Consider the following 15,013-nt stretch of genomic DNA (forward strand, 5'->3'; position numbering starts at 1 on the left):
AGTTCAGAAGAGCGAGCGCGCGGCGTAATACGCCACCGCGACGCCGAGCAGACTCAACAGGGTGACGTGCATCCCCAGTGGCCCAAGCGTGAAGGATACCACGAGGAGATTGACCGACACAGGGCCCAGCGTCGGGGTCACTGCGAAGGTAAAAAACGACCGGGCGGCGCTTTCAGGGAGAAATCGCTCCAGGAGGGCCGCCAGGAAGCCGCCAAGGACAAAGCCGAACACCAGCATCCCGACGTAGAAACCCCCGCGCTTCGGTGAGGCAGCCATCAGCGTCTCCGGTCGAGGACGAAGCCCAGGGCCGATCGAAGGGTCTCGCGCGCCGGTGACTCCGGTAGTTCCGCGAGGTCGTCCTCGGCCTGCGACATCAGCCGCTGGGCGCGTTCACGGGCGTATTCCAGTCCGCCGTGGGCCGCAACCGCGGCGATCACCGCGGCGATGGCATCGGGATCCGGGTCGGGATCCCCCATCAGCCCTTCGAGCGCGGCGCGTTCCCCAGGGGAGAGGTGCGGCAGGGCATGGATCAGCGGGAGGGTCACCTTGTGCTCGTGGAGATCGAGCCCGGAAGGCTTCCCGGTCGTCGTCTGGTCCGCAGTGTAGTCGAGCAGGTCATCGGTGATCTGGAACGCCATCCCGAGCTTCTCTCCGAAGCGGGCTAGCGCCTGTCGCTGCGCAACGGGTGCGGCGATCGCCCCGACTTCACAGGCGCCCGACATCAGTGACGCCGTCTTGGCCCGGATCAGCAAGTCGTACTGCTCCTCGCTGAAGTCGAGTGGATCGTGCGCAAGCAGCTGGCGCATCTCGCCGACGGTCATCTCCGTCGTCACGCGAGAGAGGATCCGCAACGCATCGAGGTCACCGAGACGAACCAGCTCCACAACTGCGCGCGAGTAGAGGAAGTCGCCCATGATCACCGACACCTGATGCGAGAACAGGGCGTTGATCGTCGGCATCCCGCGTCGAAGCGTGGAGTGGTCGACCGAGTCGTCGTGCACCAGTGTGGCGAGGTGGATCAGTTCGAGCACCGCGGCGAGCGTCGCGGCTCGCGGTGTCGGACCGCCGGTGGCCTGGTCGGCCAGTAGCACCAGTGTCGGACGGAACATCTTCCCGCGCATCCGGAGCAGGTGCTGGTTGACCTCGCCGATGAGCGGAAAATCATCCTCGATCATCCGGCGCATCTCGCCCTCGACCTGATCGAGACGCATCCCGACCGGGCGCTGGAGATCCGCGAGAGTCACCGCGCCGAGCTGCGGCGCGGTCACGACGAACCGCTGGCGAGATGGGTCAGACGCTCGGCCACGTCGTGGAACCCGACATCAACGGCCAGCACGCGCTCGTAGCAGTTGCGGGCATCAGCATTCTTCCCCTGCGCTTCTTGCGCCCGGCCGAGCCAGTAGAGGACACCGATCTTCTCGGCGTCGTCCTCGGGGCCGCGCTCCACGGCGCGCAGCACAGCCTCGGCGACCGCCGGCCGACCCTGATCGTAGAACGTCTCGCCAAGCGCCTCCGATGTCCGGAGCCGCGCGGCTGGTGAACGGAGCGCCTTCTGGAATTCGCCGATTGCTTCGTCGAGCAGCCCCATCTCCTTGAACGCGATCCCGAGGTCGTAGTGGGCCTGGTGATCTTCGATCGGGAGGTTCTGATCCAGTGCCCGCTTGAATTCCGCGAGTGCCTCGCGGAAGGTCTCATCTTCATCCGGCGAGATCGCAGTTGTCTCGGTGCGCATCCGGGTGGAGCGCGGGCCGGCATCCTCGTTCATCATCGCCGCAAAATCGATGAAGCCGTCGGCCGTCTGTTCGCTTGGCGCATCGGGGTGCATCGCGCGGAGCGCTGCGCGGGCGCGTTCGTGGTACTCATCGAGTTCGAGCACCCGGCGATAGACCGCCACTGCCTTGTCGGTGCTTCCTTCGCGAACAAAGGCATCGCCGAGTTCCACGTACGACTCGCAAAGCCGTGGCCCATCCTTCATCTGCGAAGCAACTTCCACGCGCGCCTGATAGCGATTGATGGAGTTCGGCTCGGCCTGCACGAGTTCGGTCGACACTTGCCAGGCATGAAGCCATTCGGCGCGCTCCTGATACCCCGCGAGCGCTGCTTCGAGCCGCGCGATACCGCCTGCGCGATCGCCGTGCTCCAGCAACGCGTGGCCCGTGACCCGCTGCCCCAGCGGATCGTCGAGGGTCACGCCTTCGGGTAGCGCGGGCATCGCTGGGGTCGCTGGAGCGTCGGTCGCTCCCTCGGTCTCCAGAAAGACCAGCGGCGCGCCGCCTTCGGGCGCGGCGTCCGGTGACATGTCGAGCGAGATCGTGTCGGCCGCAGGCGGTGGCTCGAACGAGGTGACCTCGAGACCATCGATGCGGCCCTGCGCGCCGGCAGCCGCCGCCGTGAGCCCGACATCCACCAGGCCATCGAGCAGGACGGTTGTGGGCGCAGGCGCGTCAGGATCGGCTTGCATGGTGGACTGCTCGAGCCCCTCAAGCTGGCTCACCTCGGGCGGGCGCTCGAACTCGATCTGCTCGACGAGGGTCGGGTCGATCGCGTGATCGGTAACCGGCCCCGGTATCGATTCGGATGCGCGCTCGAGCCGAAGGTCGGTGTCAATGAAGACCAGGCCCCGGCCTTGCTCGACGCTGGTCCCCCCCGGCGATGCAACTTCCTCGGGGGCGTGGTCGCGTCCGAGCAGTTCGTCTACCAGTCCCTGGAGGTCACGCCAGCTGGAGAACTCGGCGGCGAAGGCATCGACCGCCGATTTCGCAGCATCCCCCTGCCCCGCGCGCTCCATCCGCTCGAGATAGGTGCTGAGCTGATGGCGCACGTCGTAGAGGACCCGCTTGCGTGCCTGATAGCGGGCCAGCTCAAGGTGAGTGCGGATGCGGTCGGGGTCGAGGCGGAGAATCTTGCCGCAGAGCGCGATGGCGTTATTGAAGAACCCCTGCTCGCCATAACGCGCGGCGGCCTGGTCCCACGCGTCACACGCGGCGGTATGGTCGCCGGCCTTGTGCTCGAGATCGCCGATGCGGTTGTAGAGGGAAGGATCAGCGCCTTCGGTCCCCCCTTCTGCCTCGCGGATGGCCTGGCGATAAAGCTCGATCGCCGCCCGCCATTCTTCGCGCTGTTCGTGCTGGCGCGCGGCGACTTTGAGCTTGTCAAGCGTCATGGCCGACCAGGGGTTGGGGGTGGCTCAAGTATCGATAGGACTTGAGGTTCTAAGTGTAGGCCGGGCCCCGGTCAGGGGCAAGCTGACCGAGGCCGGGGCGACCCGGAACACGTCCCCCAAAGTATCGACCGATTACTCCCAATTCACCCGGATGAGCTCCGGATTTCCCGGATCGTTCTGGAAAGCCCAGTCGAGGAGCACGAAGCCGGCACCGACGGAGACGACCCGCAGGGCGCCAAAGCGCTTGAAGCCATCGGCGCCCGTCATCTGCACCACGTAGCCCCACCCCGCGATCGCCTCGACGCCGGTCCGACCAAATCCGGTGAGCGGCGCCACATCGATGTCGTGCAGCGAGCCGACCGGCGTCTGGCCGTAGACCGTGATCTCGGTGCCAGCACGTTGCGGCACCAGGAAAAAGCGACCGCTCGCGTCACGCTGCAGCACGAGGTCGACATCGGCGGCCCCGCTCATCACCGAGCCGAGTTCCGACCGGACTGCGTTCCCGTTGCCATCGAGGTCGCGCCAGAACCGGAAGCCGGCCCGAGTGTCGTCCGCCTGCCTTGCGTAGAGGGCCACGCTGGTCGACTCGAAGCGGGGCGTGTCCTCGCGGATGGGCGAGCGAGCCGATTCAATACCCTCGACACTTTCGGCCGTCACAGAGAAGCAGCGCGGGCCACCGTTGTTCAAGGCGCCGGCCACGAAATCATTCGCCACCGTCGTTCCTTCCACCGACCACGGAGTCAGGCAGAGATCCCGATCGAGATCGTAGGGTGCCGAGTAGACGCGGTAGAGACGGAACCGACCCGGCGAGGCGCGGTACGGTTCATCGCTCCAGTGCAGCGCTATGCCGCCATCGAGGGAGGTGCTGGTGAGCGACGCGGGCTGTGGCAGCGCGCCGTCGTCGGGAAGGGTAAAGATGTTCTGGCAGCCAGCGAGCCAGGGAAGGATGAGTGCCTTGAGCAGCAACGAGCGAAACGACATGAGCAGCTCCACGCGAGTGAGTTGCGAAGAGCATTGGCAGGGCGCATGCCGCCGGAATCAGCGTTTCTGCCGTGAAACGGCAGGGTGCCCTGACCCGATGAGAGGACAGGGGCGTCCCGATCCGGGGACACTCAGCGCGGCTTGAGGGTCGTCTGGTTGTAGTCGAACTTGACGTCGGGGAGCGGCTTGAGGGTCACCGTGAAGAAGAAGGCAAAGTTGCCGGTCGCGGTCTTGGAGAAATCGAACGACGCCATCCAGTCGTGCAGGTCACGCTGCAGCCGGATCACCTGCGACTCGAACTTGGAGTCGGTGATGTTGTACTGGGTTTGCCAGGAGACGCTCCAGTAACGGGTGGGCGAGAAGGAGGTGCTGAGACCGAGGTTACTGTGGTTTCCCGAGACCAGGTTGGTAGGCGGGAAGAAGATGTCGTTGGGGTCGGTGCTCACCGAGCCCACCGTGGTGCCCGTGGGGCGACGACGCTGCAGCGAGTAATTCAGGTTCGCGGTAAAGCCGCGTCCGGCCCCGGTCGCGTAAGCATCGGTGTTGGAAAATGCGCCGGGCCGGAAGCGTCGCGACGCCGGGCTCATGTAACTCGGCGGAGGCGTGGTCGTATCGCGCACGTCCCGCGGGTCGCGCTTCTTCGCCAGCCCGAAAAAGCCGGCGATCGAGCGGAATGTGCCACCATCGAGGGACATGCTCGCATTCACATTCGAGAGAAACGGCGCGAACTTCGCCGTGTCGGTCCCAACCTGCCCTTCCCAGAGGTCGTGGGTGAGCGAGACGTTCAGGCCGCGGACGAGATCGCTCTGGAAGGTGTTCGTCACGGCGGCCGTGGTCCAGCCGCTTCGCCCGGGGAGCTTCGCCTGTTCGAAGTCGTAGGCCACCGGCGTGGTGCCCCAGTTGAGCAGCGTCTTCTTCGGCAGGTTCGTGTCGTCACTCGTGGTATCACCCGGGGCAGGCTTCATCTTCGCGACGTACGTCTGATTGAGACTCACCGACGCGGTCAGCGTGGGCGGAGTCTCGAGTGGCAATGAGATCCCGCCGCTCCCGGAGACCGCGCGAGCATAGTCCTCGGAAAGCTTTGCCTTCGGCGAGTATTGAAGATTCATCAGCGGGTTGATGCTGGCACGGAATCGCTGCACCGGTCCGATTCCACCGAGAAACCCGAACAGGGTGGGGGTCGACGCGAGGGAAAGCTGCAGTTTCTTCCCCTGCTGCACCCACTGGCCATTGGTGGCGGTATTGCGCACCATCAGCGGGCCACTCGTGATGTTCGTGATGCCGAGCGTCGGCGTCACCTTGAACGTGCCCTGGAGCAGGAGCGGCAGGTTGATTCCGGTGGTCCAGTCGAAGGAGCTCAGGAAATCACCGTTCCGGACCGTGCTTACGCTCACGGAGTCCAGCGGATCCGCGGTGGAGAGGTCGGGGACCCGCTGCGTCACAGTGCGGCGCTGCGACGCCTGCATGTCGGTGAGCGTCAGGTTGTTGCTCCAGTTGAACGTCCCGAAACGGATCGGCGTCCCGATGGTGACGTTCGTCGTCCGCCGGTGCCCGAGGCTCGAGAGCGTGTCGAGCCGGCCGTTGTTCGCAAGAATTTCGGTGAAGGGAGTCTTCTGCTCCAGATCATTCGAGAGCGAAAAGGTCGGGCTCCACGAGACATGCTGTCCGAACTCGAAGGCTCGCGGTGAGATGGTGAGCGAGGGCAAGGTCATCCGGACCTGCCCGTCACTGATCGTCTGGCTCCGCGTGGCACCGAGGTTGGTATTTCCCCAGCTGAAGCGCTTCGCGAGGTTCAGCTGGCTGGTGATGTTCTGCGTCGACAGCAGCGGGTCGACGGTGTTCCCCTGCAACACCGAGCTGTTCCCGACGTAGTTGAGCCCGAAGCGGAGCGACGTGGTGTTGTTGAACTGCTGGTCGTGACTCCAGCGGATGTTCGTGCTCCCACCGCCCAGGCTCTGCTGTTCCTTGTCAATGGCGAAGTCACCCGTGACGAACCGGTCACGCCAGCGATACCGGAACTGCGACCCGTAACGCATATACCGGTTGGCGTACCAGTCCATATGCGCGGTGAGGTCGATGTAGTCGTTGGGCGCCCAGTAATAGCCGATGTTGGTGACCTGGCGGTTGTAAGTCCGCGACGGTCGCACAATGTCGTTGAAACCGAAGTTGGGAATCAGGATCCCCGAGCGGCGGCCAACCTTGGTGTCCTGGAAGAGGAACGGCATCCAGACAATCGGCACATCGCGGATGTAGAGCACCGCCGGGCGCGCCACGAGCACCGATTGCGACACCCACTTCACCTGCCCTGACTGGAAGTGATAGTGTGGCTCGGCCAGGTCGCACGAGGTGAACTCGCTGTGCGCCGCATAGAGTCGTTTGCCGGTGGAGTCCACCGCCAGGTTGCCGCGCAGGAACCAGTTCGCGCCGGCGTCATCGAAGGTGGTCGTCGCCTCACCGATGACCCCGCGTTCGTGGCAGGTGTCGAACTTCATCGTCCGACCCACCAGGATCTTCCCCTTCCCCTCCGGGTCTTCGAACATCCGCGGCTCGCCCTTCGCCGACAGCTCGCACCGCGCATCGCTGTAGATGATTTCGTTGGCCTCGAGCACACTGGTATCGCGCACCGTGGCTGCGTGTCCGCCGAGGAAGAGGCCCTCGTCGCCCGGCAGCAGCGTGGCCGAGTCGCCCCGGAATCGGGTAACAGCAAAGCCCTCCCGCTTGAGGAGGGCCTGCATCACCGAGTCGGGCTCGAGAAACTTGTACTTCGGTTTGGTCGGGATTCCGAGTCGCTTTGCGGTCGACGAGTCGATGGCCCGGGCGCCCAGTCCTGGCGTCACCTTGGCACGTCCGGTGTCGGCGGACGGGGGCCGGAATGGCGGGTTCTGGGCGTGCAACTCTCTCGGCCCCCCCGCCAGCATCGTGAAGAGCACCAGCGCGCCGGCGATCTGGGCGGCCTTCTTCCGGCGCCGCTGCACCACAAAGGCGCCGAGCACACCGAGCTCATACAACGCAATCAGCAGCGCCGAGCAGACGATCATCGACAGGACGTCGGTGCCCGGCGAGAGAATCGCCCCGGCGATGCAGTTGAGCAGGACGGCATAGCGCCGGAAGCCGCTGAAGCGCTTCGCATCCATGACCCCGACCCAGGAGAGGAGGGTCATGATCAACGGCAGTTCGAATGAGATGCCGACCGCAAGGATCACCTGAATCACGAACGAGAAATATTCGGCGAAAGTGATCTGGTTCACGAAATCGTTGCTGACGGTGAGCAGGAACTTCAGCGAGAGCGGAACGCCGTAGATCCAGCCGAGCCAGCTGCCGAACAGGAAGAGCACCAGCCCGAGGCCGAGCGCCGGGATCATCGCCTTTTTCTCGCGGTCGTAAAGTGCCGGCGAGAGGAAGGCCCACAACTGGTAGATGATGACCGGCGATGCCAGCACGAGCCCGAGCACGACGCCGAGCTTCAGGATCACCATCACCTGTTCGGTCGGCGCGAGGATGGTGAGTTTCCCGCCGGGCAGGTACGGGGCGATCGGCGCCTTGAGATAACCGATGGCGTTGTAGCTGGTCACCACCCAGAGGCCGATGCCGACGCCAACGAAGACCGCGATGAGCGCGCGGATGATACGCCCGCGAAGTTCCTCGAGGTGATCGAGGAACGGCATCTCGCCGGCAGGATTATCCATCGATGTGGCTACGGAAGGGCGCGCAACGCGTCGCGGGCAAGCTTCGCCTCATCGCTCTGCGGGTAGCGATCGATCACTTGCTGGTAGTAGGCCTTCGCAGCCGCCCGATCGGCGCGGCGTTCGGACAGCTTGCCGAGCTTGAAGAGCGCCGTCGGGGCCCGCGACGAGGTCGCGTACTTGCTCACGACTTCGCTGTAGTACACCCGCGCCGAGTCCGGCTGCGCCGGATCGAAGGTGTCGGCAATGCCATATGTCGCATCGGGAGCGTACGACGAGGTGGGATAGAGCTCCAGCAGGCGCCGGAAGCCGAGTCGCGCCGACATCATCGCACCCTGCTGACTCTGCCCGCGCGCGGCCGAGTAGATGGCGTCGGCGGAGGGCTGGTTGATCGGTGCCTGACCAGCGGCCGGGCGCGTCGTGTCGCCGGGCGCTGGAGGAGGCGCCGGCGTCTCGGCACCCCGCACCTCAAGCTGGTTACGCAAGTCGCTCAGGCGGCGCTGGCTCTGCCCCGAGAGCTCCTGCAGCACCAGCAGCGAGCGACGGACTTCAGTGAACTCGGCCATGTTGTCGCGACCGCTTCGTGCGAGCGCGCTCGACAGCGCGACGAGGGAGTCCATCCCGCGCTGCTGCATGGCAATGATCCGGGTCAGTTCGGCGGCGCGCGCCGAATCGGCACGCGCCTGGGTCCGTTCGAGCACAGACACCTGCGTCTCGACGCGCCGCACCTGCCCCGGCGTGGCACACGCCGCTCCGAGGAGCAGCAGCGGCATCGCGACGCGGGCCCGCATCAGCGCGGTGCCACCAGCGACTGCGCGCCGGCGATCGGCTCGAACTCGTCGCGACGGTTCTTGGCATACGCCGCTTCGTTCGAGGACGGGTCGATCGGCACTTCACGGCCAAGTGAGGCGACTTCGATGCGCGATGCGTCGACGCCGAGGCGGACGAGGTAATCCTTCGCGGCAACGGAGCGCTTCATGCCGAGGGCGAGGTTGTACTCGTCGGAGCCGCGCTCGTCGGCGTGACCGGTGACGCGAATGCGCAGCGCCGGGTTGGCCTTGAGGATCGCGGCCTTGCGATCAAGTCGGCCAGTATCGTCAGCGCCGATCGTGAATTCGTTGTAGTCGAAGTGAATCGTCTCGGCGATCTGGTTCACGAGGCCGGCACGCTCGGCTTCCTTCCGTGCGGCCTCGGCCCGGGCGATCGAGTCAGCATTCGAACGCGGCACGGTGGCGGTGGTGGTCGGCGACGATGGCGCCGAGCTCGGCACCGGTGCCGGCGCTACGGTGGGTTCAGCCTTCTTGCCACAGGCTCCGACGACGGTCGCCAGCCCGAACAGGGCAACGACGAGGGCACGTTGAGTCATGCGGTCCTCCACTTCAAGGGTTAGTGCCGCGCAATATAGGCGACCAGGCGGGATATCGGGCGCCCCCCGGGGTCGGCAATTGGCGCGAAGTTGCGGTTTCCACATCGAGGATCCAGAGCTGGTCTCGGCCGGTCCGATTCGACTTGAAAATCAGGTGCCTGGAATCAGGCGCCCAGCTGGGGTCCTCGTTCTGACGACCGCTCGAGGTCAGCTGCTTGGGCGGTCTGCCGGTGCCGATCTGGTAGACAAAGACCTGGCGCCCACCGGCCGCGTCTCGACCGAAGGCAATCGAGGTCCCATCGGGCGACCAGTCCGGGGCGTAGGAGGCCCCCGTCTCACCGCCATCGAACGGCACCAGCACAGCCTGGTCGGTGCCGTCGGCGTCCATCGCATAAATCTGCGGCGAACCGGCTCGCGTCGACATGAAGGCGATCCGCCGCCCATCTGGCGAATACGACGGCGTCACATTGTCGGCGAGCTTGCCGTTGGTGGTGAGCTTGTGGGCGCAGCACATCCGCGGCACGTCGGCCTCGAAGAGGTCGGCCCCATCCTCGGCGGAGCGTCCGAACACGACCTTGCTGCCGTCGGGTGAGAACGAGGCACCAACGTTGTTGCCCGACACCGTGGTCGGCACCGTCACCCGGGTTCCAGTCGCCAGCGACTGGATGATGAGCGCGCCGACATAATCCTTGATCTCGGTATAGGCGATCCGGGTGCCATCCGGCGCCCAGGTTGGCGAAATCACGAGACCACCGGGGCGCGTGACCCGGACCAGATTCTGGCCATCGGAATCGACTCGCCAGACGCCGTTGTCCTTCTTGGTTCCCGCATCTTCCGCCTTGAAAAGCATCCGCGTGGCCGCAATCCCGACGCCACCAGTGATCCAGGTCACGACCTCGTCACTCACCCGATGAATCGCCAATCGGCTCTCACCCGCTGCCCCGGGGTCGAGTGGCCGGATGCCCTGTTGGCGCACCTGCCCTGCCCCGATGTCGTGCAGCTTGACCTCGACTCCAGCGCCCGCGCGTTGCAACTCGACCGCCCATGCGACACCGAGAGGCTTGAGCGTCGCGGGGACGAGCGCACCGCTGAGCCGGGCAAGCGAGTCGGGGAGAAACGCCATCTCGAACCGGTCCGAGAACCCCAGGTCGCGCTCGATCACTCGTCGCACCGAATCGAGACCAGCGCCAGCCATCACCAGGACACCTGGACGTGCGCCAGCAGTGTAGTTGATGCCGAGGCGAATCCGTTCGATGTCCTGAGCATCCGCCCGGGAGGCGGTCATGGCGGCCACCGCGGAGATGAGGACAATTCCTGCCCGACACTTCCGCATCACGGCCGCCGCGTTGGAGCGAAATAGAAGGAGATCGGCAACTCGTCGCCGACGAAGCCCGATGGCAGCGGCCCGAACGCCCTCGCACGGCCGGAGAGTTCCACTGCGCCGAGCGCATTGAGATCGAAGTCGTCGCGTCCCGAGCTCACCGCGATCGCGGGATCCTTGACGGAGCCATCTCGAAGAATCACGAACGACACCTCGGCGTGCAGATTGGTCCCGACCAGCGGCTGACGCCACCGGAGATAGATCTGATTGGTGATGTTCCTGAGATATTCCGGAAACGGAAACTGCATTCCGGCCTGACTCAGGGTTACTACGTCCCGGCCCGTACTCGGTGTCGTATTCGGAATCGGGGTCACCGGCGCTTTGGTCACAGGCACCTTGTCCTCGACTTTCACCTGATTCGCAGGCTTCGGCTTCACCGGTTCGGGTTTGACCTTTTGCTTCGGCGGCAGGATCGGCGCGGTTTCCGCCTCGGCCACCGGAGTCGCCTCGGCAGCTGCGCGTCGCGGGGTCTCTTGCGGTGCCGGAGCGGCGATCAGTTCTACGGCATAGACGACTGGCGACGGAGCCGGCGCACGCTGAGCGAAGAGCACGAGTGCCACGACGACGAGGCCATGCACAGCAAGCGTCCCGGTGAGTCCGGCTGGACGTGTCGAGGCGCGCACGGCGGTCATGGAGCGGCGGTGGGCTGGGTCACGAGTCCGACCGAGCGGATGCCGGCCGCATTCACGACGCCGAGGACTCGCGCGATCTCGCCATAGCGCGCTCCCTCATCGCCCTTGACATAGACCATCTCGGGCCGCTTCTGGCTGATGAGGATCCGGAAGGCCGCGCTGAACTGATCGAAGGTGTATTGCTGGGTTCCGATGGAGATGCGGCCGCTCTTTTCGACCGTGACATTGACCGCATTGGTCGAGGTGATCGGCCGCGAGGCGGCCTTGGGGAGGCGAACTTCGATACCGCCCTGCATCATCGGCGCCGTGACCATGAAGATGATCAGCAGCACGAGGACGACATCGACGAGGTTGATGATGTTGACCTCGGCGTTGAGTCGCCGTCGGCCGCGCCGGCCCCGTCCGAGTCCGCCGAGCCCCGCCACGCTACAACTTCCCCTCGCGCCCCATTGCGCCGATCGTTTCCTGGGCCAGGCGCTCGAGTTCGCCTTCGAACCGCTCGGTCCGTGACGTGAAGATGTTGTAGGCCACCACGGCAGGGATCGCGGCACCAAGGCCGGCAGCGGTCGCGATCAGTGCATCGGCAATGCCGGGGGCCACGGCCGCGAGATTGCTGCTCCCTGCCACACTCAGCCCGTTGAACGACTTCATGATGCCGAGCACGGTGCCGAAGAGGCCGAGCAGCGGCGCGGTGCTTCCGATGGTGGCGAGCCAGGGGATCATCCGACCAGCCTGATCGGCTTCCTCGCGAACCCTGGTGTCGAGCGTCATGGTGAGGGCTTCGAGCTGCGTGAGCGAGAGCCCGGTACGCGAGACATTGGCCCGCTCCATCGCGCCGTGCAGGTCTGCGATGAACGAGGTCGATGTCTGCACGATATCGGCGTAGGGTGAGTCGCCGAGCCGGGTCACCGCCTGCGCCCGATCATCTGTGCTGCGGCTGCGGGCGACGGCAGCGTCGAACGCCTTGCGCGCGCTGCGGAGGCGACGGAACTCCCACCACTTCGCGCCAATGACGTACCACGAGATGAGCGAGCAGAGGGCACAGATCACGAGCACGACGCTCGTTTCCGTGCTCGCATTGAGCACCAGCTGGATGAGCCCGGGAACCGACGCCCCGGCGGTCTGTTCCATCAGCGGACCGTCCCTTCAAACCAGCCGGCCAGCGCCTTCATTCCTTCGTCGAAAGTGACCTGGGGTGTCCAGCCGAGTTCGCCCTTGGCCTTCGAAATATCGAGGCATGATCGGAAGAGCTCGCCAGGACGGGCCGACGCATATTCGATGACAGGCGCCTTGCCGATGGCGCGTCCGACGTGGGCTGCGAGTTCGTTCACGCTGGTCTCCGTCCCGGTGCCGATGTTGAAGGCGGGGACGTCGAGACGATCGCCGCGCGACACAGGCGCGCTGCCGGCGAGCAGATTGGCGCGCGCGACGTCACGCACGAAGACATAGTCGCGGGTCTGCTTGCCATCGCCGAAGATGGTGAACGGCTTGTCGGCGAGCAGCCGCGAGACGAAGATCGACACGACGCCCGCTTCCGATGCCGGGTCCTGTCGCGGACCGTAGACATTGGCATAACGGAGCGCGACGCCCTCGAAGCCGTGGAGCTGACCAAGCACGCGCAGGTAGTGTTCGCCCGCGAGCTTGCTCACGCCGTACGGTGAGATGGGGAGGTTTGCGGTGGGTTCGGGAGTCGGCAGTACCGATGGATCGCCATAGACCACGCCACCACTCGACGCGAACACGACGCGCTTCACCTTGCCGTCGACAACGCCGGAGAGAATGTTCGCGAAACCGACGAGGTTGATCGAGGCGTCGAGGGCCGGCTCATCGACGGAGACGCGCACATCGATTTGTGCGGCCTGATGCACGACGACATCGAACTTGCCGGACGCCACTGTCTCGCGAGCCTCGGCCGATCGGACGTCTGCGACCACCAGCCTGGCCGCCGACGGCACCTGCTCGCGCTTTCCTCGCGAGAGATCGTCGAGGCAAGTCACCGACCAGCCTGCAGCGAGGTAGGCCTCGGCAATGTGGGACCCGATGAAGCCGGCACCACCCGTGATCAGGACCGATCCACTCATGCGCGCTCTCCGCGGCGAGCGCCCGAGGCGCCCGCCGTTTGAGGTGTCAGTGCGATATGAGGGAAGATAGCGGGGCGAGGCCCCGCGATTCAGTTGGGAAGGGTCGCGACGCGCACCACGGGGGTCCCCGGGGCAATATCGGGCGAGACGATCCGGACCAGGGTGATCGAGGAGTGCTTCTCATTCACGGCCACGACCTGACCGGTGGCCATCAACTCATCAATCTGGTCGGGCGCGTTGAGGCGACGAGCAGGCGCCCGACGCACCTCGACGAAATCACCCATCCGGATCCCGGCGGCTCGGCCCGCGTCCATGAAGATGATATCGCCCGGCTGGAGCAGTTCGCGCTGCTCACGGGGCGCGATCATCGAGGCGGCGGGGCCGTTGATCTTGACCGGCTGAACCATGCCGGGATTCTTCACCGGCTCGAGCGGCAGGGTCACCTGGCCGTCCCGGATCGGGCCATAGATGGCGAGGACCTCGCCAAGGGTCTGACCGTTATCGATGCTGCGGATCCGTGCGAGCCCGGTCGGCGTCACCACCTCGCCCCACCCCTTCGGCCCCGGGCGATGGACGGCGAGAACCACGGTGTCGCCCTTGGCGTAGGAGGCCCCTGCCGGAGGCCGGATCGAAATCATCGTCCCAAGCGCGATGATGGCACCGCCGGCCGCAGAACGAATCTGCGGCGGAGTGACCGCCCCGAGCACCTGGCCGTAGGGGAGTAGTCGCATTTCACTGAGGAAGCCAGCCGAATACGACTGACCGACCCGCATTGGCGCGTAGGGGACCGCGTCGGCTTCGGCCCGCACAATCCCTTCCTGGGCAGCAAGGGGGGCAACGCCGAGAGCGATGAGGACAGCCAGGGTAGAGCGCATGGGTTGGGTCTCCGCGAGCGGTGTAGAACCGTATCTGCACCACAATTCGTGCCAGACAGCCGTATTCTAACTAGTCCACGCAGTATCGACCGCTCACCCCGGTCACCCCAAGGGATACCCGGCGCGGAGGCCACGCCAGACCGGAGGAATGTCCGACGCCGCAGGTCCAGCAAGAATGGGAAGATCGCGGCAATTCGCCGGGGGGGACCCAGCTCCGCAAAAAGGAACAGCCAGCCGGATGACTCCGGCTGGCTGGCAATGACGGCGCAGGGCGGGCCTCAGAAGGGCAGGTCGTCATCCTCGGCGTCGAGCGCCTCCGGGAAGGAGTCGAAGGACTCGTCCTTCTTCTCGCCACCCTTGGCGGCTGGCGCCGCCGCACGAGCACTCCCGCCGCCCCAATTGCCGCCACCACCCTCGCTTCCCTCACCCTTGCCGGAGAGGAGAATCAGCTCGCGACCATTGATCTCGGTGGAGTAGCGCGTCTGCCCTTCCTTGTCCTGCCAGGTGCGGTATTCGATCTCGCCCTCGACGTAGAGCTTGTCGCCCTTCTTGCAATAGCGCTCGATGATGTCGGCGAGCTGCTGGCCGTTCTTGGCATTCCAGAAGACGATGCGGTGCCAGGCGGTCTTCTCCTGCTTGCTGCCGTCGGCCCCTTTCCACTGGCGACCGGTCGCCAGCGAGACCGTCGCGACGCGCCCCCCGTTGGAGGTGCTGCGCACTTCGGGATCGGCGCCGAGGTTGCCGATGAGGATGACCTTGTTGAGACTCTTGCTCATTGCGTACTCCGATGTCGGTCGAACGGTCTGTGGCACTGCGGTGGACAACGACAAGCTGGCCCGCGAGCCGCCGGT

At 65.5% G+C, this 15,013-nt stretch carries 14 protein-coding genes; all 14 read right to left on the reverse strand.

The window, feature by feature from the left end; all coding sequences use genetic code 11:
• Positions 1-3: 3 nt before the first annotated feature.
• Positions 4-276 carry a DUF4321 domain-containing protein gene (locus tag V4558_11400; GenBank protein ID MES2306108.1) on the reverse strand — a complete coding sequence of 91 codons (273 nt, stop codon included), beginning with the start codon at positions 274-276 and terminating at the stop codon, positions 4-6.
• Positions 276-1,268: a polyprenyl synthetase family protein gene (locus V4558_11405; protein MES2306109.1), complete on the reverse strand. Its 993-nt coding sequence runs from the start codon at positions 1,266-1,268 to the stop codon at positions 276-278. Before V4558_11405 ends, V4558_11400 begins: the two co-directional genes overlap by 1 nt.
• On the reverse strand, positions 1,265-3,163 hold the full coding sequence (locus V4558_11410) for a tetratricopeptide repeat protein (protein MES2306110.1): 1,899 nt from the start codon (positions 3,161-3,163) through the stop codon (positions 1,265-1,267). The genes V4558_11405 and V4558_11410 overlap by 4 nt, the downstream gene beginning before the upstream one ends.
• 132 nt (positions 3,164-3,295) lie before the next feature.
• Positions 3,296-4,144: a hypothetical protein gene (locus tag V4558_11415; protein MES2306111.1), complete on the reverse strand. Its 849-nt coding sequence runs from the start codon at positions 4,142-4,144 to the stop codon at positions 3,296-3,298.
• A gap of 131 nt (positions 4,145-4,275) precedes the next feature.
• The gene (gene tatC / locus V4558_11420) at positions 4,276-7,830 is read right to left on the reverse strand and encodes a twin-arginine translocase subunit TatC (protein MES2306112.1); all 3,555 of its coding nucleotides are present in this window, start codon (positions 7,828-7,830) and stop codon (positions 4,276-4,278) included.
• 8 nt (positions 7,831-7,838) lie between these two features.
• Positions 7,839-8,618 carry a tetratricopeptide repeat protein gene (locus V4558_11425; protein MES2306113.1) on the reverse strand — a complete coding sequence of 260 codons (780 nt, stop codon included), beginning with the start codon at positions 8,616-8,618 and terminating at the stop codon, positions 7,839-7,841.
• Positions 8,618-9,193, reverse strand: coding sequence for an OmpA family protein (locus V4558_11430; protein ID MES2306114.1), 576 nt, complete (start codon positions 9,191-9,193; stop codon positions 8,618-8,620). Before V4558_11430 ends, V4558_11425 begins: the two co-directional genes overlap by 1 nt.
• 13 nt (positions 9,194-9,206) lie before the next feature.
• Entirely contained in the window at positions 9,207-10,478 is a 1,272-nt protein-coding gene (locus tag V4558_11435; GenBank protein ID MES2306115.1) for a hypothetical protein, read from the reverse strand.
• A gap of 47 nt (positions 10,479-10,525) precedes the next feature.
• Entirely contained in the window at positions 10,526-11,206 is a 681-nt protein-coding gene (locus V4558_11440) for a TonB C-terminal domain-containing protein (GenBank protein ID MES2306116.1), read from the reverse strand.
• The gene (locus V4558_11445) at positions 11,203-11,631 is read right to left on the reverse strand and encodes a biopolymer transporter ExbD (protein MES2306117.1); all 429 of its coding nucleotides are present in this window, start codon (positions 11,629-11,631) and stop codon (positions 11,203-11,205) included. Before V4558_11445 ends, V4558_11440 begins: the two co-directional genes overlap by 4 nt.
• 1 nt (position 11,632) lies before the next feature.
• Positions 11,633-12,337 (reverse strand): MotA/TolQ/ExbB proton channel family protein, encoded by a 705-nt coding sequence (locus V4558_11450; GenBank protein ID MES2306118.1) that lies wholly within the window; start codon positions 12,335-12,337, stop codon positions 11,633-11,635.
• Complete coding sequence (locus tag V4558_11455) at positions 12,337-13,287, reverse strand: NAD-dependent epimerase/dehydratase family protein (GenBank protein ID MES2306119.1); 951 nt, start codon at positions 13,285-13,287, stop codon at positions 12,337-12,339. The genes V4558_11450 and V4558_11455 overlap by 1 nt, the downstream gene beginning before the upstream one ends.
• An 89-nt stretch (positions 13,288-13,376) precedes the next feature.
• On the reverse strand, positions 13,377-14,162 hold the full coding sequence (locus V4558_11460; GenBank protein MES2306120.1) for a hypothetical protein: 786 nt from the start codon (positions 14,160-14,162) through the stop codon (positions 13,377-13,379).
• Between the two features lie 278 nt (positions 14,163-14,440).
• Positions 14,441-14,938 (reverse strand): single-stranded DNA-binding protein, encoded by a 498-nt coding sequence (ssb, locus tag V4558_11465; GenBank protein MES2306121.1) that lies wholly within the window; start codon positions 14,936-14,938, stop codon positions 14,441-14,443.
• Positions 14,939-15,013: the final 75 nt, after the last annotated feature.

The organism is Gemmatimonadota bacterium (assembly GCA_040388535.1).
In the GTDB taxonomy this organism is placed as follows: domain Bacteria; phylum Gemmatimonadota; class Gemmatimonadetes; order Gemmatimonadales; family GWC2-71-9; genus Palsa-1233.